General features: G+C 67.6%; 25 protein-coding genes. 17 read left to right on the top strand and 8 right to left on the bottom strand.

The genetic code is table 11. From position 1 onward, the window contains the following. The first annotated feature begins 403 nt into the window (after positions 1-403). Positions 404-901, top strand: coding sequence for a hypothetical protein (locus ACQY4K_RS11195; protein WP_428390289.1), 498 nt, complete (start codon positions 404-406; stop codon positions 899-901). Between the two features lie 87 nt (positions 902-988). Here ACQY4K_RS11195 and mnmG read toward each other — a convergent pair whose 3' ends face one another. Beyond that, positions 989-2,860 carry a tRNA uridine-5-carboxymethylaminomethyl(34) synthesis enzyme MnmG gene (gene mnmG / locus ACQY4K_RS11190; RefSeq protein WP_428390288.1) on the bottom strand — a complete coding sequence of 624 codons (1,872 nt, stop codon included), beginning with the start codon at positions 2,858-2,860 and terminating at the stop codon, positions 989-991. Further along, complete coding sequence (mnmE, locus tag ACQY4K_RS11185) at positions 2,857-4,128, bottom strand: tRNA uridine-5-carboxymethylaminomethyl(34) synthesis GTPase MnmE (protein WP_428396077.1); 1,272 nt, start codon at positions 4,126-4,128, stop codon at positions 2,857-2,859. The genes mnmG and mnmE overlap by 4 nt, the downstream gene beginning before the upstream one ends. Positions 4,129-4,208: 80 nt before the next feature. Here mnmE and ACQY4K_RS11180 point away from each other — a divergent pair, with 80 nt between their 5' ends. Together ACQY4K_RS11180 and ACQY4K_RS11175 are read left to right on the top strand one after the other, a co-directional pair. Beyond that, positions 4,209-4,652 carry a methylated-DNA--[protein]-cysteine S-methyltransferase gene (locus ACQY4K_RS11180; protein WP_428390287.1) on the top strand — a complete coding sequence of 148 codons (444 nt, stop codon included), beginning with the start codon at positions 4,209-4,211 and terminating at the stop codon, positions 4,650-4,652. Beyond that, positions 4,652-5,626 carry a quinone oxidoreductase family protein gene (locus tag ACQY4K_RS11175; RefSeq protein ID WP_428390286.1) on the top strand — a complete coding sequence of 325 codons (975 nt, stop codon included), beginning with the start codon at positions 4,652-4,654 and terminating at the stop codon, positions 5,624-5,626. The genes ACQY4K_RS11180 and ACQY4K_RS11175 overlap by 1 nt, the downstream gene beginning before the upstream one ends. Here ACQY4K_RS11175 and rho read toward each other — a convergent pair. The 3 genes from rho to ACQY4K_RS11160 all read right to left on the bottom strand — a co-directional run bounded on the left by rho (position 5,623) and on the right by ACQY4K_RS11160 (position 8,551). Next, positions 5,623-6,909, bottom strand: coding sequence for a transcription termination factor Rho (gene rho, locus ACQY4K_RS11170; RefSeq protein ID WP_428390285.1), 1,287 nt, complete (start codon positions 6,907-6,909; stop codon positions 5,623-5,625). The two genes, ACQY4K_RS11175 and rho, sit on opposite strands and share 4 nt — an antisense overlap. Before the next feature lie 200 nt (positions 6,910-7,109). Next, a complete protein-coding gene (locus tag ACQY4K_RS11165) occupies positions 7,110-7,496 on the bottom strand; it encodes a hypothetical protein (protein WP_428390284.1) in 387 nt (128 codons plus the stop codon). Between the two features lie 83 nt (positions 7,497-7,579). Further along, positions 7,580-8,551, bottom strand: coding sequence for a magnesium transporter CorA family protein (locus tag ACQY4K_RS11160; protein ID WP_428390283.1), 972 nt, complete (start codon positions 8,549-8,551; stop codon positions 7,580-7,582). An 85-nt stretch (positions 8,552-8,636) separates the two neighbouring features. Here ACQY4K_RS11160 and trpB point away from each other — a divergent pair, with 85 nt between their 5' ends. From trpB to ACQY4K_RS11130, 6 genes are all read left to right on the top strand, one after another. Continuing rightward, positions 8,637-9,857, top strand: coding sequence for a tryptophan synthase subunit beta (gene trpB / locus ACQY4K_RS11155; protein WP_428390282.1), 1,221 nt, complete (start codon positions 8,637-8,639; stop codon positions 9,855-9,857). After that, a complete protein-coding gene (gene trpA / locus ACQY4K_RS11150) occupies positions 9,854-10,693 on the top strand; it encodes a tryptophan synthase subunit alpha (protein ID WP_428390281.1) in 840 nt (279 codons plus the stop codon). Before trpB ends, trpA begins: the two co-directional genes overlap by 4 nt. Continuing rightward, positions 10,690-11,580 carry an acetyl-CoA carboxylase, carboxyltransferase subunit beta gene (gene accD / locus ACQY4K_RS11145; protein ID WP_428390280.1) on the top strand — a complete coding sequence of 297 codons (891 nt, stop codon included), beginning with the start codon at positions 10,690-10,692 and terminating at the stop codon, positions 11,578-11,580. The genes trpA and accD overlap by 4 nt, the downstream gene beginning before the upstream one ends. Then, a complete protein-coding gene (locus ACQY4K_RS11140) occupies positions 11,577-12,890 on the top strand; it encodes a bifunctional folylpolyglutamate synthase/dihydrofolate synthase (RefSeq protein WP_428396075.1) in 1,314 nt (437 codons plus the stop codon). The genes accD and ACQY4K_RS11140 overlap by 4 nt, the downstream gene beginning before the upstream one ends. Before the next feature lie 123 nt (positions 12,891-13,013). Continuing rightward, positions 13,014-13,970 carry a diguanylate cyclase domain-containing protein gene (locus ACQY4K_RS11135; RefSeq protein ID WP_428390279.1) on the top strand — a complete coding sequence of 319 codons (957 nt, stop codon included), beginning with the start codon at positions 13,014-13,016 and terminating at the stop codon, positions 13,968-13,970. 143 nt (positions 13,971-14,113) lie between these two features. Then, the gene (locus tag ACQY4K_RS11130) at positions 14,114-15,088 is read left to right on the top strand and encodes a nucleoside hydrolase (protein WP_428390278.1); all 975 of its coding nucleotides are present in this window, start codon (positions 14,114-14,116) and stop codon (positions 15,086-15,088) included. On the opposite strand, the gene ACQY4K_RS11125 is transcribed toward ACQY4K_RS11130, so the two are convergent. Continuing rightward, on the bottom strand, positions 15,057-15,830 hold the full coding sequence (locus ACQY4K_RS11125; protein ID WP_428390277.1) for a hypothetical protein: 774 nt from the start codon (positions 15,828-15,830) through the stop codon (positions 15,057-15,059). The genes ACQY4K_RS11130 and ACQY4K_RS11125 overlap by 32 nt on opposite strands. Positions 15,831-15,863: 33 nt before the next feature. Beyond that, complete coding sequence (locus ACQY4K_RS11120) at positions 15,864-16,364, bottom strand: transcriptional repressor (protein WP_428390276.1); 501 nt, start codon at positions 16,362-16,364, stop codon at positions 15,864-15,866. Positions 16,365-16,425: 61 nt separating this feature from the next. Here ACQY4K_RS11120 and ACQY4K_RS11115 point away from each other — a divergent pair, with 61 nt between their 5' ends. From ACQY4K_RS11115 to ACQY4K_RS11105, 3 genes are read left to right on the top strand one after another with little or no spacing between them, the layout of a single operon-like run. After that, positions 16,426-17,313, top strand: coding sequence for a metal ABC transporter solute-binding protein, Zn/Mn family (locus ACQY4K_RS11115; RefSeq protein WP_428390275.1), 888 nt, complete (start codon positions 16,426-16,428; stop codon positions 17,311-17,313). Continuing rightward, complete coding sequence (locus ACQY4K_RS11110) at positions 17,310-18,173, top strand: metal ABC transporter ATP-binding protein (protein WP_428390274.1); 864 nt, start codon at positions 17,310-17,312, stop codon at positions 18,171-18,173. Before ACQY4K_RS11115 ends, ACQY4K_RS11110 begins: the two co-directional genes overlap by 4 nt. After that, positions 18,173-18,955, top strand: a complete 783-nt coding sequence (locus ACQY4K_RS11105; protein WP_428390273.1) for a metal ABC transporter permease — start codon at positions 18,173-18,175, stop codon at positions 18,953-18,955. Before ACQY4K_RS11110 ends, ACQY4K_RS11105 begins: the two co-directional genes overlap by 1 nt. Here the strand turns inward: ACQY4K_RS11105 and ACQY4K_RS11100 are convergent. Beyond that, positions 18,952-19,239, bottom strand: a complete 288-nt coding sequence (locus ACQY4K_RS11100) for a Rid family hydrolase (RefSeq protein ID WP_428390272.1) — start codon at positions 19,237-19,239, stop codon at positions 18,952-18,954. The two genes, ACQY4K_RS11105 and ACQY4K_RS11100, sit on opposite strands and share 4 nt — an antisense overlap. 220 nt (positions 19,240-19,459) lie before the next feature. On the opposite strand from ACQY4K_RS11100, the gene ACQY4K_RS11095 reads away from it, so the two are divergent. From ACQY4K_RS11095 to ptsP, 5 genes are all read left to right on the top strand, one after another. Continuing rightward, on the top strand, positions 19,460-19,882 hold the full coding sequence (locus ACQY4K_RS11095) for an HPr kinase/phosphorylase (RefSeq protein ID WP_428390271.1): 423 nt from the start codon (positions 19,460-19,462) through the stop codon (positions 19,880-19,882). 243 nt (positions 19,883-20,125) lie between these two features. Then, on the top strand, positions 20,126-20,410 hold the full coding sequence (locus ACQY4K_RS11090) for a RapZ C-terminal domain-containing protein (RefSeq protein ID WP_428390270.1): 285 nt from the start codon (positions 20,126-20,128) through the stop codon (positions 20,408-20,410). Positions 20,411-20,415: 5 nt separating this feature from the next. After that, on the top strand, positions 20,416-20,898 hold the full coding sequence (locus ACQY4K_RS11085; RefSeq protein WP_428390269.1) for a PTS sugar transporter subunit IIA: 483 nt from the start codon (positions 20,416-20,418) through the stop codon (positions 20,896-20,898). 17 nt (positions 20,899-20,915) lie between these two features. Further along, a complete protein-coding gene (locus ACQY4K_RS11080) occupies positions 20,916-21,230 on the top strand; it encodes an HPr family phosphocarrier protein (RefSeq protein WP_428396074.1) in 315 nt (104 codons plus the stop codon). Further along, the gene (ptsP, locus tag ACQY4K_RS11075; protein ID WP_428390268.1) at positions 21,217-23,082 is read left to right on the top strand and encodes a phosphoenolpyruvate--protein phosphotransferase; all 1,866 of its coding nucleotides are present in this window, start codon (positions 21,217-21,219) and stop codon (positions 23,080-23,082) included. Before ACQY4K_RS11080 ends, ptsP begins: the two co-directional genes overlap by 14 nt. The last annotated feature ends 39 nt before the right edge of the window (positions 23,083-23,121 follow it).

Genomic DNA, 23,121 nt, shown 5'->3' with positions numbered 1-23,121 from the left:
TTTATGCAAAAGCCGAATCGGTATGCAGGCAACGGGGTGATTGCGCGCGATGTCTCTAAGAGCCTTGCCTCAAGCAGATGAGGATCCCATGCCTAGTTATAACATGACTATAGACCCGCCATTTGCGAACGACAAGAAGGTCTTAAGACCTTCTGTGGTTTTTGTGCTGTGCAACAAACGGCCTTGTCCAAAGCCCCATTTCTTATTTGAGCGGCGGAGACGGCGCCAATCCCGTCAGACCGGAACCTTTCTTCCCCCGGCTCAGGGTTTCTCTCTGCCGAAAGCGACCTAGCTGCAGGTGTTGCTTGGCACCATTCTCCGTCAAAAAGGCGATCGAGGTGCTTGTCGCGGCTCATCGAGCCTCGTCAGCGCATAGATTGCAGCAACCGATGGCCTCTATGTCGTGCGCACCAGCCTCCCCGCCGAGGCCCTCGACGACGCCACAACGGTGCGCACCTACAAATCCCTCGCTCAGGTGGAGCGAGCCTTCCTCTGCATCAAGACGGTCGATCTCCAGGTGCGCCCTGTGAATCACTGGCTGGCGGACCGGGTGCGCGCGCATGTCTTCCTCTGCATGCTGGCCTACTATGTCGAATGGCACATGCGTCAGCGGCTGGCGCCGATGCTGTTCGACGACACCGACAAGGACGCAGCCGAAGCCTTGCGGACCAGCGTCGTCGCCAAGGCACAGCGATCACCGGCCGCCGTCACCAAGCAGACCACGGGTCTCACCAAGGAAGGACTGCCGGTTCACAGCTTCCGTTCGCTGCTGGCCGACCTGGCAACGATGGCACGCAATACCATCGTCACCGCGATCACCCCGAACTATTCAATCACCGTGCTGACCCGACCGACCCCGATCCAAAACAAGGCTCTCGAACTCCTTGGCGTCTCGATGTAGCCAGTAGCGCACTGCCGCACTGCCAGATTCACGTCCTTGATCAGGCACTTGCACGTCAGCATAATAGGAAACTCGGTGTAATATAAGTCAGGCCCTAATATGGCCGAGCAGGGCGACCAGCCCCGCAGGTGTCATGCCGGGCACGCGCTGGGCGGCGCTGAAGCTTGCAGGGCGCGCTTGTGCCAGGCGCTCGCGCATTTCGCTGCTCAGGCCGCCAATGCGCGCGTAATCCAGGTCGTGCGGCACCACGATGGCCGCCTCGCTGGCGAGTTCACGGATTTCGCGGGCTTGCCGCCCGAGATAGCCGCTGTAGCGGGCTTCGGTCTCGACATGCTTGCGGACCCGCTCGGGCAGCGCCACCAGCCAAGGCGCCAGCGCGCTGAGGGTCTCGATCGACACTGCCGAGCCGGCCAGGATCTCCAGGATCGAACGGCGCCGGCCATCGGCACTGGCGGCGATCCCGGCACGCCGCAGATCGACGGCCGCGAAGCCCTCCGCGCCGGCGCGCCGCATGGCGTCGTCGATCAGCGCGCGATCCTGCGCCAGATGAGACGCGCGCGTGTCGCCGACGCATCCCCATTCCAGACCAAGTGCCGTCAGCCGCAAGTCGGCATTGTCCGCGCGCAGGCTGAGCCGGTATTCCGAGCGCGAGGTGAACATCCGATATGGTTCGCTAACTCCCTGCGTGGTCAGGTCGTCAACCATCACGCCGATATAGCCGAGGCCGCGGTCGATGGTGACGCACGCGCGACCCCCCGCCCGCCGCGCGGCATTGATGCCGGCAAGGATCCCCTGGCCTGCCGCTTCCTCGTAGCCCGTGGTGCCGTTGATCTGCCCGGCCAGGAACAGGCGGGGAAGCGCCTTCAGCTCCAGGGTCGGCAGCAGCGCGCGCGGGTCGATAAAGTCATACTCGACGGCGTAACCGGCCTGTACAACCCGCGCGCGCTCAAGTCCTGGGATCGTAGCGACGAGTGCTAGTTGCACGTCCTCGGGGAGGCTGGTGGAGATGCCGTTCGGATAGACCAGATCGCCGCCAGGGTTACCCGGCAAGGCCTCCGGCTCGAGAAACACCTGATGGCCGTTGCGCTCGGCGAAGCGCACCACCTTGTCCTCGATCGACGGGCAGTAGCGCGGCCCGCGCCCGGCGATGGCGCCCCCATAAACCGCCGAGAGATGCAGGTTGTCGCGAATGATCGCGTGCGTGGCTTGGGTGGTGGTGGTGATGCGGCAGGCGAGCTGCTCGGTGTCGATGGCAGTGGTCAGGCGGCTGAACGGCTCGGGGAGGGCATCGCCGCGATCCTCCGGCAGAGCCTCCCAATCGATGCTGTCGCGGGCGAGGCGCGGCGGGGTTCCGGTCTTCAGCCGGCCAGTCGGCAGACCCAGAGCTTCCAGCCGGGCGCCCAGTCGCGATGCTGGCGCCTCGCCGATGCGGCCGGCCGGCATGCTGCGGTGGCCGGTGTGGATGACACCGCGCAGGAACGTGCCGGCGGTGAGCACGACGGCGCCGGCATGGATCGTGCGGCCGTCCGCGCAGAGCACGCCGCTGACTTGCCCCGACGCATCGACGAGCAGATCGTCGACGGCGGCCTCCACGATCTCCAGGCCCGGGGTCTCAGTCAGCAGCGACTGGATCGCCGCGCGATAGAGCGAACGGTCCGCCTGCGCACGCGGCCCCTGCACGGCGGGGCCCTTGGAGCGGTTGAGCAGCTTGAACTGGATGCCCGCACGGTCAGCGGCGCGGCCCATCAGCCCGTCGAGCGCATCGATTTCGCGGACCAGGTGGCCCTTGCCGATTCCGCCGATCGCAGGATTGCAGGACATCACCCCGATGCTGCTCCTGCGGTGCGTGAGCAGCAGCGTCCTCGCCCCGATGCGGGCGGCGGCGGCGGCGGCCTCGCAGCCGGCATGGCCGCCGCCGACGACGATCACCTCGGGATGAATGCTGATGGAATGCGTCATTTGCCGATACAGAATTGTCCGAAGACCGTGTCAAGCAGGTCTTCGACACCAATCCGGCCGGTGAGTCGACCCAAAGCACGCATTGCCAGCCGGAGTTCCTCGCCGCGCAGTTCCGGCCAATGCGCCTGCGCCGCGCGATCGAGATGGGCTGCCGCCTCGCCAATCCCAGCGCGGTGGCGTGCGCGTGTCAGCGGCGGCGGCCCGCTTTGCGCGGTCAGCGCGCGGGCGCGCCCGGCCAGCGTGGCGGTGAGGTCCGCAAGCCCGGCCCCGGTGAGCGCGCTCACGCCGATCGTACCGGCTGGTGCCAGCGCCTGGTCGATCTTGTTGCAGACGACCAGGCCGGCGGGCGGCACCGGCGAGAATGGGTCGATCACCTGCAGCACCAGGTCGGCCTGCTCGGCATGGGCGCGGGCGCGTCGCACGCCTTCCGCCTCGACGGCGTCGCTGGTCTCACGCTGGCCTGCGGTATCGACCAGGGTCACAGGCACGTCGCCGAGCACGACACGGACCTCCAGCGCATCGCGCGTGGTGCCCGGCAGCGCCGAGACGATCGCGGCATCGCGCCCGGTGAGCGCGTTCAGCAGGCTCGACTTGCCGACATTCGGCGGCCCGACGATCGCGAACACCAGGCCGCGTCGCAGCCGCTCGCCGGGGCCCCCAGCCGCCATGTGGGCCGCCATCTCGGAGCCCAACGCCGCAAGCTCGGCCAGCAGCGTCGCCTCGATCTCCGGCGGCAGCGCCTCGTCGGGGAAGTCGATCAACGCCTCCTGCTGCGCCAGCACCAGGCGCAGCCGGGCGGCCCAGTCATCATACAGACGGCTCAATGCCCCCTCGGTCTGGCGCAACGCCTGGCGACGCTGCGCCTGCGTCTCCGCCTCGATCAGGTCGGCGATGCCTTCGGCTTCGAGCAGGTCGAGCCGGCCGTTCCGGAACCCGCGTCGGGTGAACGCGCCGGGCTCGGCGGGGCTGGCGCCGCATGCGACCAGGGCGTCGGCAACGGCGTCGATGATCGCGGGACCGGCGTGCAGATGCAGCTCGGCGCTGTCCTCGCCGGTGTAGCTGCCCGGACCCGGTAGCCACAGCACGAGCGCCCGGTCGAGCAGATCGTCGCCCGACCACAGGCTCCGCAGAGCCGCCCGGCGAGGCGGCGGCACCTGGCCGCGGCAGAGCGCGCGCAGGATGTCGTGGCACGCCGGACCGCTGAGACGCATGATCGCGATCGCGGCGCGGCCGCTCGCCGTGGCAAGCGCGAAGATCGTACTCACGATAGGGATCGGCCCGTTTCATGCTGGGCTGCTTGACAGGTGGACAGGCCTGTCCTGCCATGCGGCTCACCCCGGAGCCATGATTGCCGCAACTCTCCCTTCATAGTCCCCTCGGTCCGCTGACCGTCTCGCAGGAAGACGACGCCCTGGTTGCCCTCGACTGGGGCTGGGGCTGCATGCAGCAAGAGACCGAACTGCTGTTTCGGGCCCGGGACCAGCTTCATGCCTATTTCGACGGTGCGCTTGTCGCCTTCGACCTGCCGCTGGCGCCGCTCGGCACCGCGTTCCGTCTGAAGGTGTGGGACGCCTTGCGTGCGATCCCGTTCGGTGCGACGCGAACCTATGGCGAGATTGCGCGCGGAATTGGCGGTAGCCCCCGCGCCGTGGGCCAAGCCAACCGCCAGAACCCGCTGCCAATCCTGATCCCGTGCCATCGGGTCGTCGCCCGCGACGGCATCGGCGGCTTCACCGCCGAGGGCGGCATGCAAACCAAACGCTTCCTGCTCGATCATGAGAGAGACCAGTGATGTCGAAATCGATCCGGATCCATCAACATGGCGGCCCCGAGATCCTGCGCTGGGAGGATACGCCGACTCCAGCTCCGGCCGCCGGAGAGGCCCTGATCCGGCAGGACGCGATCGGCGTCAACTTCATCGACGTCTATTACCGCACCGGCATGTACAAGCTGCCGTCGTTTCCCGCCGTGCTCGGCATGGAGGGTGCGGGGATCGTGGAGGCGGTTGGCGACAAGGTGACAGGCGTGGCGCCGGGTGACCGGGTTGCCTACAGCTCGTCGATGGGCAGCTATGCCAGCCGCCGGGTGATTGCCGCCGACCGGCTGGTCAAGCTGCCCGACAGCGTCGATACCGTAACTGCCGCCGGCATGATGCTGCGCGGCCTGACCGTGCAGGCGCTGTTGCGCCAGGTGCGTCCGCTGCAACCGGGCGAGACCATTCTGGTCCATGCCGCGGCCGGCGGCGTTGGCCTGCTGCTCTGCCAGTGGGCCAGGCATATCGGTGCCGACGTGATCGGCGTCGTCTCCACCGAAAAGAAGGCCGAGGTCGCGCGCCAGAACGGTGCCACCCATACGATCATCGGCCTGACCGACCTCGCAGCCCAGGTCAAGCGACTGACCGGCGGGGCGATGGTGCCCGTTGTCTATGACAGTGTCGGCGCGGAGAGCTTCATTGCCAGCCTCGATAGCCTGGCGCCGCGCGGCCTGATGGTGAGCTACGGCAATTCGTCCGGCGAAGTCACCGGCGTCAATCTCAGCCTGCTGGCGGTGCGTGGCAGCCTGTATGTGACCCGACCGACCCTGATGAGCTACGTCGCCAAGCGGGACGCACTCGAGAGTGCCGCCGCGGAGTTGTTCGACGTCGTCGCCAGCGGTGCGCTGAAGGTGCAGATCGGCCAGCAATTCCCGCTCAGTCGGGCCGCCGACGCGCACCGCGCACTCGAATCGCGCGCCACCATCGGCAGCACCGTGCTGATCCCGGATTAGGTATTCATTGCGTCGAAGAAATCCTGGTTGGTCTTGCTGTATTTCAGCTTGTCGAGCAGGAAGTCCATCGCATCCATCGTGCCCATTGGCGAGAGGATGCGGCGCAGCACCCACATTTTCGACAGCGATCCGCGATCCACCAGCAGCTCCTCCTTGCGGGTGCCGCTCTTGGTGATGTCGATGGCCGGGAAGGTGCGCTTGTCGGAGAGCTTGCGGTCGAGGATCAGCTCGGAGTTGCCGGTGCCCTTGAACTCCTCGAAGATCACCTCGTCCATGCGGCTGCCGGTATCGATCAGCGCGGTTGCGATGATCGTCAGCGAGCCGCCTTCCTCGATATTGCGTGCCGCACCAAAGAAGCGCTTCGGCCGTTGCAGCGCGTTGGCGTCGACGCCGCCGGTCAACACCTTGCCGGACGACGGCACTACGGTGTTGTAGGCGCGCGCCAGCCGGGTGATCGAATCGAGCAGGATCACCACGTCGCGCTTGTGCTCGACCAGCCGCTTGGCCTTCTCCAGCACCATCTCCGTCACCTGCACGTGCCGGGTGGCCGGCTCGTCGAAGGTGGAGGAGACCACCTCGCCCCGCACCGAGCGGACCATGTCGGTGACCTCTTCCGGCCGCTCGTCGATCAGCAGGACAATCAGGAACACATCCGGATGGTTGGTCGAGATCGCGGTGGCGATGCTCTGCAGCATCACCGTCTTGCCGGTGCGCGGCGGGGCCACGATCAGGGCGCGCTGGCCCATGCCGATCGGCGAGACCAGATCGATCACCCGTGAGGTGTAGTCCTTGCCCTGGCTCTTGCTGCCGGTGGCTCCGGGGACCACGGCGACCTCGTATTCCATCTTCAGGCGGCGCTCCGGATAGAGCGGCGTCAGGTTGTCGAAATTGATCCGGTGGCGCACCGCCTCGGGCGGCTCGAAATTGATGGTGTTGACCTTGAGCAGCGCGAAATAGCGCTCGCCGTCGCGCGGCGCGCGGATCTGGCCCTCCACGGTGTCGCCGGTGCGCAGGGCAAAACGGCGCACTTGGCTCGGGCTGACATAGATGTCGTCCGGGCCGGGCAGGTAGTTGGCCTCGGGCGAGCGCAGGAAGCCGAACCCGTCGGAGAGGATCTCCAGCGTGCCGTCGCCGTGGATCGCCTGGTCGTTATCGGCAAGGTTCTTGAGGATGGCGAACATCATGTCCTGCTTGCGCAGCGACGACGCGTTCTCGATCTGCAACGATTCCGCGTAGGACAGCAGATCGGATGGCGTTTTTGTCTTGAGTTCGGCGAGGTGCATTGGGACGCCTCGAATGGCATGACAGGATAGGTGAGGAACACACCGCGTGCGTGGGACATTGATCGCTGAGGCCGGATTGGATCCGAACTGCACTGCAACCAGGTTCCGGGCGGATACCGCGTCTGGACCATAACGCGCGAACGGCGTCTGCATCCAGGGCAAGGCGTTACTAGGGGAAGACTTCCCGCGTCGTCAAGCACTCACTGATAGAACGCGGCCTGTGTCATCCAGGCTTGGCCGGAGTCCTGTTCGCTGCCCCACCAGTGGACGATGCTGTCGAGCCAGCCGCCGGGCGGCGTATGGAGGCTGATCCGACCGGAGAGTGTCGTCGCCGAGCAGACCCCGCTGAGAACCATCTCTCGCGTCGGCCACGCCATACGCAGCGTGCAGGCATGGCCCCCCGGCACCGCCCGGGGCTGCCACTGTCCTGTTACCGCGGCGGTCGCGATCAGGTGGCGATCCGGCGTCAGCAACATCGCCTCGCCGCGTATGCTGCCGTCCGGCCCAGGCAGGTCGAGCGCCATCAGCAAGGTCCCCGGCGTCGCGCAACAGAGCTTGCCACCATAACGCCACGGCTGCGACGACATGCGGCGCATCAGGGCATTTGGATCGGCGGCAAAGGCTGCGCTTTGTGCAAGGACCGCAAGCAGAACGCCAGCAACAATTTGCTTCAACGACCTCCAAGCCATCCCTTCCTCCAGAACACGAACAGCGGGCCGGTAATCGTCAGCGCCATCATGCCAAGCGCGTAAAAATAGCCGTAGTTCCAGGTCAGCTCCGGTATGTCCTTGAAATTCATGCCGTAGATGCTGGCGATCAGGGTCGGCGGCACGCCGATGAAGCTGACCACGGTCAGCAGACGCAGTCCGTTGCTCTGCTCGATGTTGATGAAGCCGAGGGTCGCGTCGAGCAGGAACTGCACCTTGTTGTCCATCTGCGCGACGTAGTCGTTCAGGCTGCTGATGTCGCGACCGATGGTCGCGAGATGCGTCTTCAGCGAGGCGTGCACGGCCGGCCCCGACTTCTCGCCGACATAGATCGCAATCCGCCCGAGCCCGAGCAGGCTTTCGCGCACGTCCGAGAGCAGGTCGGCGGCGCGCCCGACCTTTTGCAACATGTCGCGCAACGCCTTGTCGGCGTCGGTGCCGTGGCTGGAGGTGACGCCGAAAATGCGTCCAGAGAGCCCGTCGAGATCAAGGCCGACCTTCTCCAGCGTGTCCGCCAGCCGGTCGACCAGCGCCTCCAGCAGCAGGATCATGGTCGCATCCGCCCCGCACCCGGCATCGGAAGCCGCGACTCTTTTCGCCACCGCGTCGAAGGTCTGGAACGCGGTGAAGCGGACCGTGATCAGCCGATCGGCGCTGAGCACGAAGCCGATCGGGGTGACCAGAGCGGGCCCATCATCGATCCGACGCGCGAGCGGCGTCGACAAATAGAACACGTCGCCCTGCAACTGCAGCCGGCTGGAGCTCTCGATCTCGTCGAGCTGTTCGCGTGTCGGCACGCGCAGGCCGCTGAGCCGCTCGGCCAGCACCCGCTCCTCCGGGGTTGGGTTGAGCAGATCGAGCCAGCTCGTCAAATCAGACTCCCGCTCGCCCGTCACCGGAACGGACGCGCGACCAGGCGCGTGGGCCAGAAACATGCAACCTCCCAGCGTGCAAAGCGTGCCGGTTTGCTAGTGCAGCGCCGCTGCACTAGGAAGTCCCTCCAGCCGGAGAATTCGCACGGTGACCGTTCAGACCCGCCCCAACTCCTTGCGCCACGGCCCCGACGCGCGTGGCCGCTTCGGCGTGTTCGGCGGCCGCTTCGTCGCCGAGACGCTGATGCCGCTGATCCTCGAGCTGGAGCAGGCCTACGAGGCGGCGCGTGCCGATCCGGCGTTCCGGCGCGAACTCGACTACTACCTCAAGGACTATGTCGGCCGCCCCAGCCCGCTCTGGTTCGCCCGTCGCCTGACCGAGGAACTCGGCGGCGCGCGCATCTATCTCAAGCGCGAGGAGCTGAACCATACCGGTTCGCACAAGCTCAACAACGTCATGGGCCAAATCCTGCTGGCGCGACGCATGGGCCGCACCCGTATCATCGCCGAGACCGGCGCCGGCCAGCACGGCGTCGCCACCGCCACGGTATGCGCCCTGTTTGGCCTCAAATGCGTGGTCTATATGGGGGCCACCGACATTGCGCGGCAGCAACCCAACGTGTTCCGCATGCGCCTGCTCGGTGCCGAGGTCCACGCCGTGGAAAGCGGTGCCGGCACGCTGAAGGACGCGATGAACGACGCCATGCGCGACTGGGTCGCCAACGTCGCGGACACCTATTACCTGATCGGCACCGTCGCTGGCCCGCACCCGTATCCGACCATGGTCCGCGACTTCCAGTGCGTCATCGGCGACGAGGCGCGGGTGCAGATGCACGAGGTAGAGGGTCGCTTGCCGGATGCGGTGGTCGCGGCGGTCGGCGGCGGCTCCAATGCCATGGGCATCTTCCACGCCTTCCTCGACGAGCCGACCGTGCGGCTGATCGGCGTCGAGGCGGCGGGGCGCGGCCTCGACAGCGGCGAGCAGGCCGCCAGCATCAGCCGTGGCCGCCCGGGCGTGCTGCACGGTAACCGCACCTACCTGCTCCAGGACACACACGGCCAGATCAACGAGGCGCACAGCATCAGCGCCGGCCTGGACTATCCCGGCATCGGGCCCGAGCATTCCTGGCTGCACGAAATCGGCCGCGCCGAGTATGTGGGGGCCACCGACGACGAGGCGCTCGCCGCCTTTCAGCTCTGCACCCGCACCGAGGGCATCATCCCGGCGCTGGAATGCGCGCACGCACTCGCCCATGTCGCCAAGATCGCCCCGAAAATGGACCCGGCACAAATCGTGCTGATGAACCTGTCCGGCCGCGGCGACAAGGACATCTACACCGTGGCGGAGCATTTAGGAGTCACCCTGTGAGCCGGATCGCGGCGCGCTTTGCCGCCCTTGCGCGTTCGGAACGCGGCGCGCTGATCCCCTTCCTGGAGGCCTGCGACCCGGATTTCGACACCGCGCTCGCCATCCTTCGCGGCATGCCGGCAGCCGGCGCTGACCTGATCGAGATCGGCGTGCCGTTCACCGACCCGATGGCCGACGGCCCGATCATCCAGGCGGCGGCGATCCGCGGGTTGCGTGGCGGGTCGACCATCGCCCGCGTGCTGGAGATGGTGCGCCGTTTCCGCGCCGACGATGACACGACTCCGATCATCCTGATGGGTTATCTCAACCCGATCGAGAGCTACGGCGCCGCCGATTTCTGCCGCGATTGCGGCTTCGCCGGCGTCGACGGGCTGATCGTGGTCGACCTGCCGCCGGAGGAGGCCGACCTGCTCGAAGCCCCGGCCGCGGACGCCGGCCTCGACATCATCCGCCTGGTCGCGCCCACCACCGACAGCGCGCGACTACCCACGGTCCTGCGCGGCGCCTCGGGCTTCATCTATTATGTCAGCATCACCGGCATCACCGGCACCCGCTCGGCCAGCGACGCGGAGCTTGCCGCCGCTCTGCCACGCCTGCGCGCGGCCACCCGCCTGCCGATCGCGATCGGCTTCGGCGTACGCACCCCGGCCCAGGCCGCCGGCGTGGTCCGCGTCGCCGACGCCGCGGTCGTCGCCTCCGCCCTGATCCAGACCCTGGCGGCCTCGCTCGATGCGCACGGTCGCGCCGGCCCCGACACCGTGCGGCAGGTGCTCGACCAGGTCGCCGCCCTGGCCGAGGGTGTCCGCACCGCCCGCCTGACGGAGATGAGCGCATGAGCTGGCTGACCACCTACGTTCGCCCGAAGATCCGCAACCTGCTCGGCCGGCGCGACGTCCCGGACAATCTCTGGACCCAGTGCAGCGCCTGCAACCAGATGATTTTTGTCAAAGAGCTCGAACGCACGCTCAAGGTGTGCCCGCAATGCGGCCACCATATGCGCGCTTTGGCGCTCGAGCGCCTGCAGTGGACCTTCGATCCGGACAGCTTCACCCGCATCGAGCTGCCGCGCGCGCCTGCCGACCCGCTCGGCTTTCGCGACCAGAAGCGCTACAGCGACCGCCTCAAGGAAAACCGCGCCCGCACGCATCTCGACGAGGCGCTGGTGGTGGCACACGGCACCATCACCGGCCACAAGGCGGTGGTCGGCGTGATGGCGTTCGAGTTCCTCGCCGGCACCATGGGAGCGGCTCTCGGGGAGGGCTTTGTTGCAGCAAGCCGGCTCGCCGTCCTGCAACAGGCACCGCTGATTGTGTTTACCGCCTCGGGCGGCGCGCGCATGCAAGAGGGCATGATCTCGCTGATGCAGATGCCGCGCACCACGATCGCCGTGCAGATGCTGCGCGAGGCCGGCCTGCCCTATATCGTCGTGATGACCGACCCCACCACCGGCGGCGTCACCGCCAGCTTCGCCATGCTCGGCGACGTGCAGATCGCCGAGCCGCATGCGCTGATCGGCTTCGCCGGCCAGCGCGTTATCGAACAGACCGTGCGTGAGACCCTGCCAGAGGGCTTTCAGCGTGCCGAATACCTGCTGGAGCACGGCATGCTTGACATGGTGATACCACGCGGCGCGATGCGCGAGACGCTCGGACGGATCATCGCCCTGCTCGGCAACCTGCCAGCGACCCAGAACAACAGCGAACCGGCCAGCGAGGCCGCCTGAACGCGGCCAGCCCGTCTTATATCAGCCCCGAGTTCAGCGGCCGCCCCGGGGCCGTGCTGGAACGGCTAAACGCGCTCTACCCCACGCTGATCGACCTCTCGCTCGGCCGCCTGGAGCGCCTGCTTGCCGCCCTCGGCAACCCTGAACGCCACCTGCCGCCGGTGATCCATGTCGCCGGCACCAACGGCAAGGGCAGCACCTGCGCGATGCTGCGCGCCATCGCCGAGGCGTCCGGCTGGACCGCGCATGTCACCACCTCGCCGCATCTGGTCGACGTCACCGAGCGCTTCCGCATCGCCGGCAGCCTGGTTGCCGAGGACGCGCTGACCCGCACCCTGGAGGAGATCGAGCGGGTCAATGCCGGCCAGCCGATCACCGTCTTCGAGGTGCTGACCGCCGCCGGCTTCCTGCTGTTCGCGCGCCATCCGGCCGATCTCGCGATCGTCGAGGTCGGGCTCGGCGGCCGCTTCGATGCGACCAACGTGATCGAGCGCCCGGCCGCCTGCGTGATCACCGCTATCTCGATGGACCACGAAGCATTCCTCGGCGACAGCCTCCAAGCCATCGCAGCCGAGAAGGCCGGGATCATCAAGCCCGGCGTGCCGGTGGTCAGCGGCCGGCAGCCGGAACCGGTGCACGCCGTGCTTGCCGCCCAGGCGCAACGCAGCGGAGCTCCGCTGCTGCTGCGCGACCGTGACTGGCGGATCACGGCTGCACCAGGCGTCATGCGCTACGAGGATTCGCACGGCGGTCTGGATCTGCCGCTGCCGGGACTGCTCGGGCCACACCAGATCGAAAATGCCGGTCTCGCCGTCGCCGCCCTGCGCGCCTCCGGCCTCGTCGTGCCGGAGCATGGCTGGCAAGGCCTCGCGCGCATCGACTGGCCCGCGCGCATGCAGCGCCTGGGCGGCCGTCTCGCCGCCACCCTGCCGCCCGGCTGGGAGCTCTGGCTCGACGGCGGCCATAATCCCGGCGCCGGCGTGATCCTGGCCGAACTGCTCACCGGCTGGGCCGACCGGCCGATCCACCTCATCATCGGCATGAAGCAGAGCAAGGATGCGCGCGGCTTTCTGCATCCGCTGCTGGAGTGCGCGCAGTCAGTTCATGCCGTCGTCGAGCCGGGTCAGCACATGGCACTCCCGGTCGCGGACATCGTCGCCGCCAGCGATTTTCGTGCCCAGCCGGGCCCGACCGTGGCCGAGGCGCTAGCCACGATCGCGCAATCCGCGCCTTTAGGGCGGATTCTGATCTGCGGCAGTCTCTATCTCGCCGGCGAGGTCCTCAAGGCGGATGGATGGCGACCGTCGTAATCCTGCGTGCATTCACGATGTGGCAATGAAACCGTCCTAAACTGCGGCCTGATAGGCTCGCGAAAGGGCACGCGCATGCATGGCGGCACCGCAGCCCGCTCGAGACGGGATACGCAGACCCTTTTGGCTCTCGGCACGGCGGGCCAGGAGATTACCGCCACGCTCGATGGCGACACCGTCCTTGCGGTGCTTCTGCACCATGTCGGCGCCCTGCTGGAGGCTCCGTTCGCCGCCGTCTACCTGCTCGACGAAAGCAGCGGGCGGCTCGTTGCCCAGCCCCCAGGGCCGGCCGAGCCAAGCGCGATCACCCTCGAAGACCCCAACTCCGATATCGCCAGGGCCGCGCGCGAGCGCCGCGAGGTCCGTGGCGCGCCTGGCGGCGACAGCCCCGCGAGCCAGCTTTGCGCGCCGATGCTCGCGAGCGGCCGGCTCATCGGCGTGCTGTGCATCCGCACACCACGGCCACGGGCCTACGCACAGGGCGAAACCATGATCCTGCGCACCATCGCGGCCTACGGCGCCATCGGCCTGAACCATGCGCGAACGCTGGACGCGCTGGCCCGTGCGCAGGCTCAACTCGAGCGTCTGGCCTATTCCGACGGCCTCACCCACCTGCCGAACCGGCGCATGTACAGCCGCGAACTCGGCCGTCTGCTGGCCCGGTCGCATCGGCATGCGCAGCGCTTTGCCCTGCTGCTGATCGATCTCGATCGCTTCAAACATGTCAATGACACGCTCGGCCACGATGTCGGGGACGCGCTGCTGACCGAGGTCGCGGCCCGTCTGCAGGCCTCGCTGCGCAAGGGCGACTTCGCAGCACGCCTCGGTGGCGACGAGTTCGCCCTGCTGCTCGGTGACATCACCGATGAGGCGCAACTCGCCAGTGCCTGCGCCCGGCTCGCGGACTGCTTCAAGGCGCCGGTCCCCATGGGCGAGACTGCAATCAAGACCAGCATCAGCATCGGCGCCGCGATCTATCCGGACGACGCCAGGACTGCCGAGACGCTCTATCGTGCGGCGGATAAAGCCCTCTACTGCTCCAAGCGCGGCGGACGCGATACCTGGCGTAAAGCCTCCTGACTGCGCGTGGGGTTGGCGGGGCGGCCACGCGTGACAGCCGCGTGGGGTTGGCGGGACGGCCACGCGTGACATCAAGACTCTCGGTTGCCTTTGCCGTCGTGGCACGGTTTGGTGTTGCGTGCAAAAACGAACGAGGAACAGCCATGCGCAAGGTCATCTTCGATACCGACCCTGGTGTGGATGACGCCATCGCGCTGGCGCTGCTGACCGCGCGACCGGAGCTCGAGCTGATCGGCGTCACCACCGTGCTCGGGAATGCCGATATCGAGACGGTGACGCGCAATGCGCTGTTCCTCAAGGACCGGTTCGGCTTTTCCGCCCCCGTAGCGCAAGGCTCCGGGGTAACCCTGCTCGGCAAGCACGGCGCGCATGCCCGGCACGTGCACGGAGACAACGCCTTAGGCGGCATCGAGCTGCCGCAAACGCCCGCGGGTCCCCTGGACGGGCGGCGCGGCCATCGCATGATGATCGACCTTATCCGCGCCAATCCAGGGGAGGTCACCATCATCGCGGTCGGCCGCCTGACCAACCTGGCGCGTGCGCTCGACAAGGATCGCGACATCGCGCGCCTGGTGCATTCGGTGGTGGTGATGGGCGGCGCTTTCGGCACACACGGCCATACCGGCAATGTCTCGCCGGTGGCGGAAGCCAACATCGCGGGCGACCCGGATGCCGCTGATGCTGTGTTCACCGCGCACTGGCCGGTGACCATCGTCGGCCTCGACGTAACACAGGAGGTGGTGCTCGACAGCGCCATGCTCGACCGGCTGGATGCCGCGGGCGGCGAGACCGGCAAACTGCTGCACGCAATTACGCGCGACTATCTCGGCTTTCATCAGCGCAGCCGCAAGCTGGACGGGATTTTCGCCCATGACTGCCTCGCCGTCGCCTATGTGGTGGACCCGACTTTGTTCACCACACGCGAGGGGCCAGTGCGGGTGATCTGCGGCGGCCTGGCATCCGGTCAGACCATCCAAAAGCCCGACCGGCCGCCGTTCCCGACCACCGCGTGGGACCCGCATCCGGCGCAGACGGTCTGCATCGATGTCGACGCCGCGGGCATGCTGGCGTTGCTCGAGGACAGCCTCAGCCCGCCCGCGCCGCCGCCCCTCCGGTGAGCAGGAAGCACGGGCAGCCGGCGCTGCGCGATGCGTGCGCGTCCGTTTCGAGCAGCTCTTCCACCGGCTGCCGGCGCAGCCGCAAGACGACGAAGTCCGCCGGCCCATCGAGGATATAGTCGTAATCCTCGGCCAGCACCGAAAGCCAGTAGGCGACCCCCTGACGCTCGGTCAGGATCAACGGATCAGACCCGCTGACGCCCAGGCCGTCACGCAGAGCGACCGCGGCGTCAGCGGCGTTGGTGACGTGATAGAGATAGCCGTCGGCGCGATCGGATGGACGCAAGGTGCGCGCATCGACGCGCTGCAGCGAGACGCTGTCCGCGTCCAGCACCGGTGGCTCGGGCGGGGTCGGTGGGGGTTCGGGAGACGTGTCAGTGAACAGGTCGCTTTGTTCGGCATCCAAGGCGGGCTTCGCGCGGGTGCGGCGCGCATATGGACGCGGTCGTGCGATCTCCTCGCCGGTCTCCCGATCCAACGGCAACTCGGGTGTGGGGAGTTTAACCAAGGCATGCGCGCCGCGGAGTCGAAGCTCCATGTCCCGGCCGGTCACAGCCCCTGGCAGCTGCGCGCCGGCGCCACGCCAGTAGAGTGCCAAGGCCTCCTGGCCGTGCCGGGCGCCCATGATCGTGCGCAACAGCTTGCCGTCCTGGTCCTCGATACGAAACGCACTTGGCGAACCCGTCCCCAGACGCCAGACGGCGCGTGCGCGTAGGCGCTGACTGCTGCTCGACACATCCATGCGGCGACCCATAACGTCGGCACCGTGCGGCCGTCAAACTGGGGCGTCCAAGGTAGGGGCGTCCAAGGTGGGGGCGGCCTGACAGGCGGCGCAAAGCCCCTCGATCTCGATCGTGCTGCCCTGGGTGCGAAAGCCTAAGCGCCGCGCCGCGGCGGCGCACGCGGCGGCGATCGCGGAATCCTCGAGTTCGACCACACGGCCGCACTGCCGGCAGATCAGGAACTGCGCGGCATGATGCTCCGCGTCCTGGCTGTGCACGCAGCCAATATAGGCGGAGAGCCGCTCGACCTTGTGCACCAGTCCCTGTTCGAGCAGAAAATCCAGCGCACGGTAGATGGTGGGGGGTGCCGCACCCTTGTGGCTGACGCGCAACCGGTCGAGCAGGTCATAGGCGCTCGATGGCGTCGCGGTTTCCAGCACCAGCCCCAGCACCTGGCGGCGCAGATTGGTCATGCGCGTGCCCCGCGCGGCACAGATCGACTCCGCCGCCTGCAGCTTCCGATCGGTGCTCGGACTGAACAAGGCTGTGCTCATCGGGGTCTTTCAAAGCCAAACGGTATAATATATCAAAACCCGGGACGGAGCGGAGATCAAGATGTGGCGCCTGCCCAGCCTGTGGCTCGCCCTCCTTGTTGGGGCCGCCTGCACCGCGCCCATCTGCGCCACTCATGCGGCCTCGCCACAGACCCACGTCATCGCCGCGGAAAACGTCTATGGCAACGTCGCCGCCCAGATCGGCGGCGCGTCGGTGACGGTCCGCAGCATCCTGTCCAACCCGGATCAGGACCCGCATCTGTTCGAAGCCAGCCCCTCCGTCGCGCGCGCACTCTCGCACGCCACGATGACGATCTCCAATGGCGCCGGCTACGATCCCTGGATGGACCGCCTGCTTGCGGCGACCCCGAAGCCGGGACGCCGGAATATCGTCGTGGCCCGGCTGGTCGGTGCAGGGCCCGGCGCCAATCCGCATCTCTGGTACGACCCGCGCACGATGCGCGCCTTTGCCGTGGCCTTCACCGCCGCCCTCGATGCCGCGGATCCCGCCGGCAAGGCCGCGCACGATGACGGGCGCGACCGCTTTTTGGCCTCTCTGGGGACGATTGCGGCAAAGATCGCGGCCATTCGCGCGCGCGATAGCGGCACTCCGGTCACCGCTACGGAGCCGGTGTTCGGCCTAATGGCCACCCGTCTCGGTTTGGTGATGCGCAATCCGCGATTCCAGGTCGCGGTGATGAACGATGTCGCACCAGGCGCCTCAGAGGTGGCAGAGTTCGAGCGCGACCTTCGCCAGCGTCGGGTCAGGCTGCTGCTCTATAACAGACAGGCCAGCGACAGCGCGTCACGCCGCCTTCTCGCCATCGCCCGCGACGCCGCCATCCCGGTCGTCGGCGTCAGTGAGACCGAACCGCGCGGCATGGATTATCAACACTGGATGCTGAGCACGCTCGATGCTGTCGGCGACGCGCTGTCGGCGACGCCATGACCGACATCGCGTTCCGCCTGCTCGGCGCGAGCCTGTCCCCAGGCGGACGCCCAAATGGACGTGACGTGCTGCACCGGATCGATCTCGCCGTCCCCACGGGCCGCTTCGTCGGTCTGCTTGGCCCCAACGGCGCCGGCAAGACCACGCTGATGCGGGCCCTGCTCGGCCTATTGCCGGCGCGCGAGGGCCGCATTCTGGTGCTGGACCGGCCGGTGCATCGCGGCAATCCCGCCATCGGCTACCTGCCGCAGACGCGCAGCGCCGCCCCCGTCCGCTTGTCCGGCCGCGGCTTCGTCGCCAGCGCCCTGGCCGGCCATCGCTGGGGCGTGCCCTGGTTCGGCCGCGCGGCACAGCGCGAGGTCGACCGGGTCCTGGCCCTGGTGGACGCCGAGAGTCTGGCGGACCGTTCGCTCGACCGGCTCTCCGGCGGCGAGCGGCAAAGGCTGTTGCTGGCCCAGGCGCTGCTCGGCAGCCCGCGCCTGCTGCTGCTCGACGAGCCGCTGATCAGTCTCGATCCCAGCCGTGCCGATGCGGTGGTGTCGCTGGTGCGCCGGGTGCAGCTGGCGCTCGGCATCACCGTGCTGTTCAGCGCGCACGAACTCAACCCGCTGCTGCCGGCACTCGATCAGGTGCTCTATCTGGGCAACGGCGAAGCCCGGCTCGGCAGCATCGACGAGGTGATCACCGGGCCGGTGCTGTCTCGCCTGTATGGCGCCCCGATCGAGGTGGTGCGTCTCGCCGGCCGCATCTTTGTGATGTCCGCCGGGCACGATCTCGGCCACGCCACCGACTGCCACCACGGTGCCACACAACGCGTGTCGGGAAGAGGGGCGGCAGGAAGAGGGGCGGCAGGCGCCTGATGCTGGCCTACGGCTTCATGGACAATGCGTTTGCGGCGGCCGGGATCGTCGCCGTGGTCTGCGCCCTTGTCGGCTATTTCCTGGTGCTGCGCGGCCAGAGCTTCGCCGGCCACGCGCTGTCGCATGTCGGTTTCACCGGTGCTACCGGCGCGGTGCTGCTTGGCGCGCCGCCGCTCTGGGGCTTGGTCGCGGTCACGCTCGCCGCCGGGGTCGGCATGGGCCTGCTCGGCGAGCGCGCAATGGGGCGCGATGTCGCGATCGGCATGGTGCTGTCGTTTTCCCTCGGGCTCGGGCTGCTGTTCCTGCATTTCTTCACCGCCTATGCCAGCCAGGCGACGGCGCTGCTGTTCGGCAACGTCCTCGGCGTCGATGTTGCCACATTATGGGCGCTGGCCGGGCTTGGCGTCGTCAGCCTCGCCGCCCTCTCGGTGATTGCGCGGCCATTGCTGTTCGCGAGCCTGCAGCCGGAGGTTGCCGAGGCGCGCGGCGTTGATCTGCGGCTGGTCTCGGTCACATTCCTGGCGATTGTCGCGCTGGCGACGGCGGAATGCGCGCAGATCGTCGGCGTGCTGCTGGTGTTCACGCTGATGATCGGACCGGCCGCCTCGGCGCAGCGCCTCACCGCGCGCCTGGGCCTGGGTCTCGCCATCTCGGTGCTGCTGGCGCTCTCCGAAGCATGGCTCGGCATCGCGCTCGCCTGGTGGACCGATTGGCCGGTCAGCTTCTGGATCAGCACGCTGAGTGCCGCAGTCTATCTCGCCAGCGGACTGCGACGACTTTAGGGCAAACGCCGCGCGACGAGTTCGATCTCGATCTGCATGTCCGGGCGGTCGAAGCCGCCGACCAGCCGCAGGGTGGCGCCTGGGCGCGCATCGCCGAAGGCATCACGGAGCATGCCAAAGCAGCTCGGGAACGCATCGGCATCGCGCACCAGATACGTCACGCGCACCACATCCTCCATGCGCAGTCCCGCGGCAGCCAGAGACTCCGCCCCCTGCCGGAGTGCCAGACGACACTGCTCGGCGATCCCCCCCTGTCCGCGGTCGAAGCCGCTGAGCGCACGCACGCGCACTTCCCTGGCCGTTCGGGTCCGTGTCGCAGCGGAATCTCGCGCTTCGGTCAGTAGCATGATGGCCCTTTTTGGCATCCGAGCTCACAACTGCGTCATATTTCACCAGTTTTCAATCTTTTGTTTCAAAGCGGGGGCATCTGCCGAGTCTTTTCGGCAAGATCACGTCCAACATATCGACCCGCAAAACTGCGGCGTTTTGCCGTATCCTGGAGCGGTGAGAACTCAGCTCCATGCCAGTTGCGCCGCTCTCGACGACGATGCCGTGCTGCTGCTTGGTCCATCCGGCTGCGGCAAGTCGGACCTTCTGCTGCGACTGATCGATCGCGGCTTTCTGCTCGTCGGCGATGACCAAGTTGATCTCGAGAACGGCCGCGTGTCGGCCGCCGCCGGGCTCGAGGGGCTAATCGAGGTGCGGGGCCTCGGCATCCTGCGTCTACCCTGGCGCGGCTCGGCCCGCCTTCGGCTTGCCTGCCAGCTTTCAGAGATGCCGCCGCGCCTGCCCGAAGCGGCGGTGCACGGGCCGGACGTCCCCTTGCTCGTCGTCGATCCGCGGCCGGCCTCCGCACCATTGCTGCTCGCTTACGCGCTTGACTGCCTGCGCGGCGGCACCTCCATGCAGTCCGGTGCCTTTACATGACCACAAGGCAGGCTCTGCTGGTCACCGGCCTCTGCGCGGCAGAAAAATTTGGATCCTGCGCGTGCTGAAGGATCTTGTCTTTAAACACGCGCGCACCACCGGCTTTGCCACGGCCGATAAGATTATCTTCTCTGCGTCTACCGCAGGTCTGCCCCGTGATTCCGGCATGGTCCTTTACGCAAGATTTCTCCTTAACCCGTTCTACGTGCCCATATTATGTGACCGGACCAGATTGGACCCCGCGTGGCGGCGCATATTGCGCACTGCCCCGCTTATCGTCCCTTCCTGGACAGGATCGATGATCTGTTGCGAATGGTATCTCCAAGGTTCGTCGCCGAAGGCAAGACATATGCGACCGTCTCGAGCGGCTGCTTTGGCGGTCGTCACAGCTCGGTCGCTCTGGTCAAGGCGCTGGCGGCAATGGGGAGCGGGGAAGATGAGTTGCGGTGTCGAGATTGCCTTCATGACGTCAGGTATCCGCTCATCGTGACGCATGGTGATTTGTCGCGTGCCGGAGGTTCGGCATGATAGGCATGGTCCTCATCACGCACGGCGAACTCGGCGAGACCCTGCGTGCGGCCATGGAGCACGTGGTTGGCTCGCAACAGCAGGTGGCGGCTCTCAGCATCGGTGCGGAGGATCAGATCTCCGCCTGTCGTCGGGCACTCGGCGCCGAGATCGACCGGGTTGATACCGGCGATGGCGTCATGTTGCTGACCGACATGTTCGGGAGCACGCCATCAAACCTCGCCATTGCGGCAATGGAGCGCGGCGGCGTTGAAGTGATCGCCGGCGTCAACCTGCCGATGTTGGTCAAGCTTGCCAAGGTCCGCTCGCAGCGCACCCTGGTCGAATGCGCGGCAATCGCTGAAATGGCCGGCCGAAAATATATCGCCACCGCCTCGCACCTGCCATCGAGCTGTCTTGGAGGCGCCGTCTGCTGCGACGGCACGCCACAGATCCAGCTTCGCAGCTTGGCCGACGTGGGCAGCCTGGCCGAAGTCACTGGCCAGTAGAGTGAGTGGCCGGTAGGGTGGTCGACACGCCGCAGCCGGAACACCCGTCGGCTGGCAGCGAGTCCGTGCGCCGCGTGGTGACGATCGTCAACCAGCGTGGCCTGCACGCCCGCGCCGCGGCCAAGTTCGTCTCCACCGCCGAAAAATACGGCGCCATTGTCGAGGTGGCCCGGGAAGGCGAGACCGTGGCCGCCCGCTCCATCATGGGACTGATGATGCTCGGTGCCGGACGCGGGACGGAGATCGAGCTGATCGCCGAAGGCTGGGATGCGCGCGAGGCGCTGGACGCCCTCGCCGCTCTCGTCGAGGCAGGTTTCGATGAGCAAGGCTGACGTCACGGCCAAGGCACGCAAACCCGTGGTCGCTGCCGGGAGCAGCCTTGATGGCGCGGCCGACGGCAGCGCGGCCACGGAGCATCGCTTCAGCGGTGTCGCCGTCTATCCCGGCATTGCCATTGGCACTGCCGCAACCGCAACTGAGACTCCCATCGCCGTCGTCGCGCGCCGGATCAAGCCGGGCGGCGAGGCGGCCGAGGTCGAACGGCTCTCCGAGGCCGTCGCGCGGTCTCGCAAGCAGCTGGAAAAGCTGCGCGCAAGGCTGGCGCTGCTGCCGGAGGAGACGCGCCATGAAATCGAACCCCTGCTCGACGCCTACCGGCAGATGCTCGGCCCCTCGCGCCTGTTGCGCGGCGCCCAGAAGCGTATCCGCGACGATCGGCTGAACGCCGAGGCCGCGGTCGCGGTGGAAGCCGAGGCCCTGGCTGTGCTGCTGCGGCCGGCCGCCGGTTCGGACACCGAAGATGCCGCGGCAGCGAGCCGGCGCGCCGATGAGGTGCTCGAGATCGGCCGCAGGCTGGTGCGCAACCTGACCCGGACGCCGTTTCGCTCCTTTACCGGTCTGCCCTCCGGAGCGGTCCTGGTGGCCGAGCAGCTGCGCCCCGCCGACGCCGCCCTGATCGACCCGTCGCGCGTCGTGGCGGTCGCCACCGACGAAGGCGGCGAGGCGGACCATACCGCGATCATGCTGCGCGCACTCGGCATCCCTTCGGTCATGGGGGTCGCCGGCGTCACCGAGGCGGCACGCGGCGGCGCCACCGCCATCGTCGACGGCGTCTCCGGCATCGTGGTGATCGCGCCCTCGCCCGAGACGCTGGCCGAGGCACGGCGCGGTGTTGCGTCCTACGCCCGCGAGCGGCAGCGCTTCGCGCGCCTGCGCCGGCTGCCGGCCGAGCTCTCCAGCGGCGAGAAGATCGAGCTGCAGGCCAACCTCGAATTGCCGGCGGAGCTGCCGCTGATCGCCCAGTCCGGGGCCGCCGGCATCGGCCTGCTGCGCACCGAGTTCCTGTTCATCAACGCCGAGTTCCTGCCCGACGAGACCACCCAGGAGGCGGTCTATCGCGACGTCATCGAGGCGATGGGCGCCGACTGCACCACCATCCGCGTGCTCGACTGGGGCGGCGAAAAGCAGAGCGAGGCGCTCGGCAATGCCGGCTTCGCACCCGGCGGCGGCGACCTCAACCCAGCACTCGGGTTGCGCGGCCTGCGTCTGCTGCTGCGCCATCCGGCGGTGCTGGAGACCCAGTTCGCCGCCATCCTGCGCGCCTCGGTGGCAGGTCCGACGCGGGTGATGCTGCCGATGGTGACGACGCTCGCCGAGCTGCGCGCCGCCCGCGAGATCTATGAGCGCGTCGGCAAGCGTCTGCGCCGGCGGGGCGTTCGGCTCGCGGACCGGCTGCCGCCATTGGGCGTGATGATCGAGACCCCGGCCGCGGCCCTCGGCGCCGACGCGCTCGCCCTGGAGGCGGATTTCCTTGCCATCGGCAGCAACGATCTCACCATGTACACCCTGGCCGTCGATCGGAGCTCGGCGGACGTCTCTGCTCTCTACGATCCGCTGCATCCGGCGGTGATCCGTTTGATCGCCGATGTCACCAGTGCCGCGCTGCGTATGCGACGGCCGGTCTCGCTATGCGGGGAGATGGCCGGCAATCCGCAGATGCTGCCGCTGCTGCTTGGTCTCGGGCTGCGCTCGTTCAGCATGAACGCCACCGCCGTGCCGCGGGTCAAACAAGCGGTGCGCGCGGTCAGCCTCGACGAGTGCCGCCGCTTCGCGCGCCGCGTCGCCGAGGAAACCGAGCCCGAGACAGTGGCCAAGCTGGTCAGTGAGTTCGCCGAGGGTCGCTAGGGTTTCGTCAATGCTTTCGGCGCATTCTGCGCTGATGTC

Origin of the sequence: Lichenicoccus sp. (assembly GCF_965276875.1) — a bacterium.
Lineage (GTDB): Bacteria > Pseudomonadota > Alphaproteobacteria > Acetobacterales > Acetobacteraceae > Lichenicoccus.
Note: the sequence above shows the minus strand (reverse complement) of the source record. Positions and strands in the feature narration are given on the sequence as shown.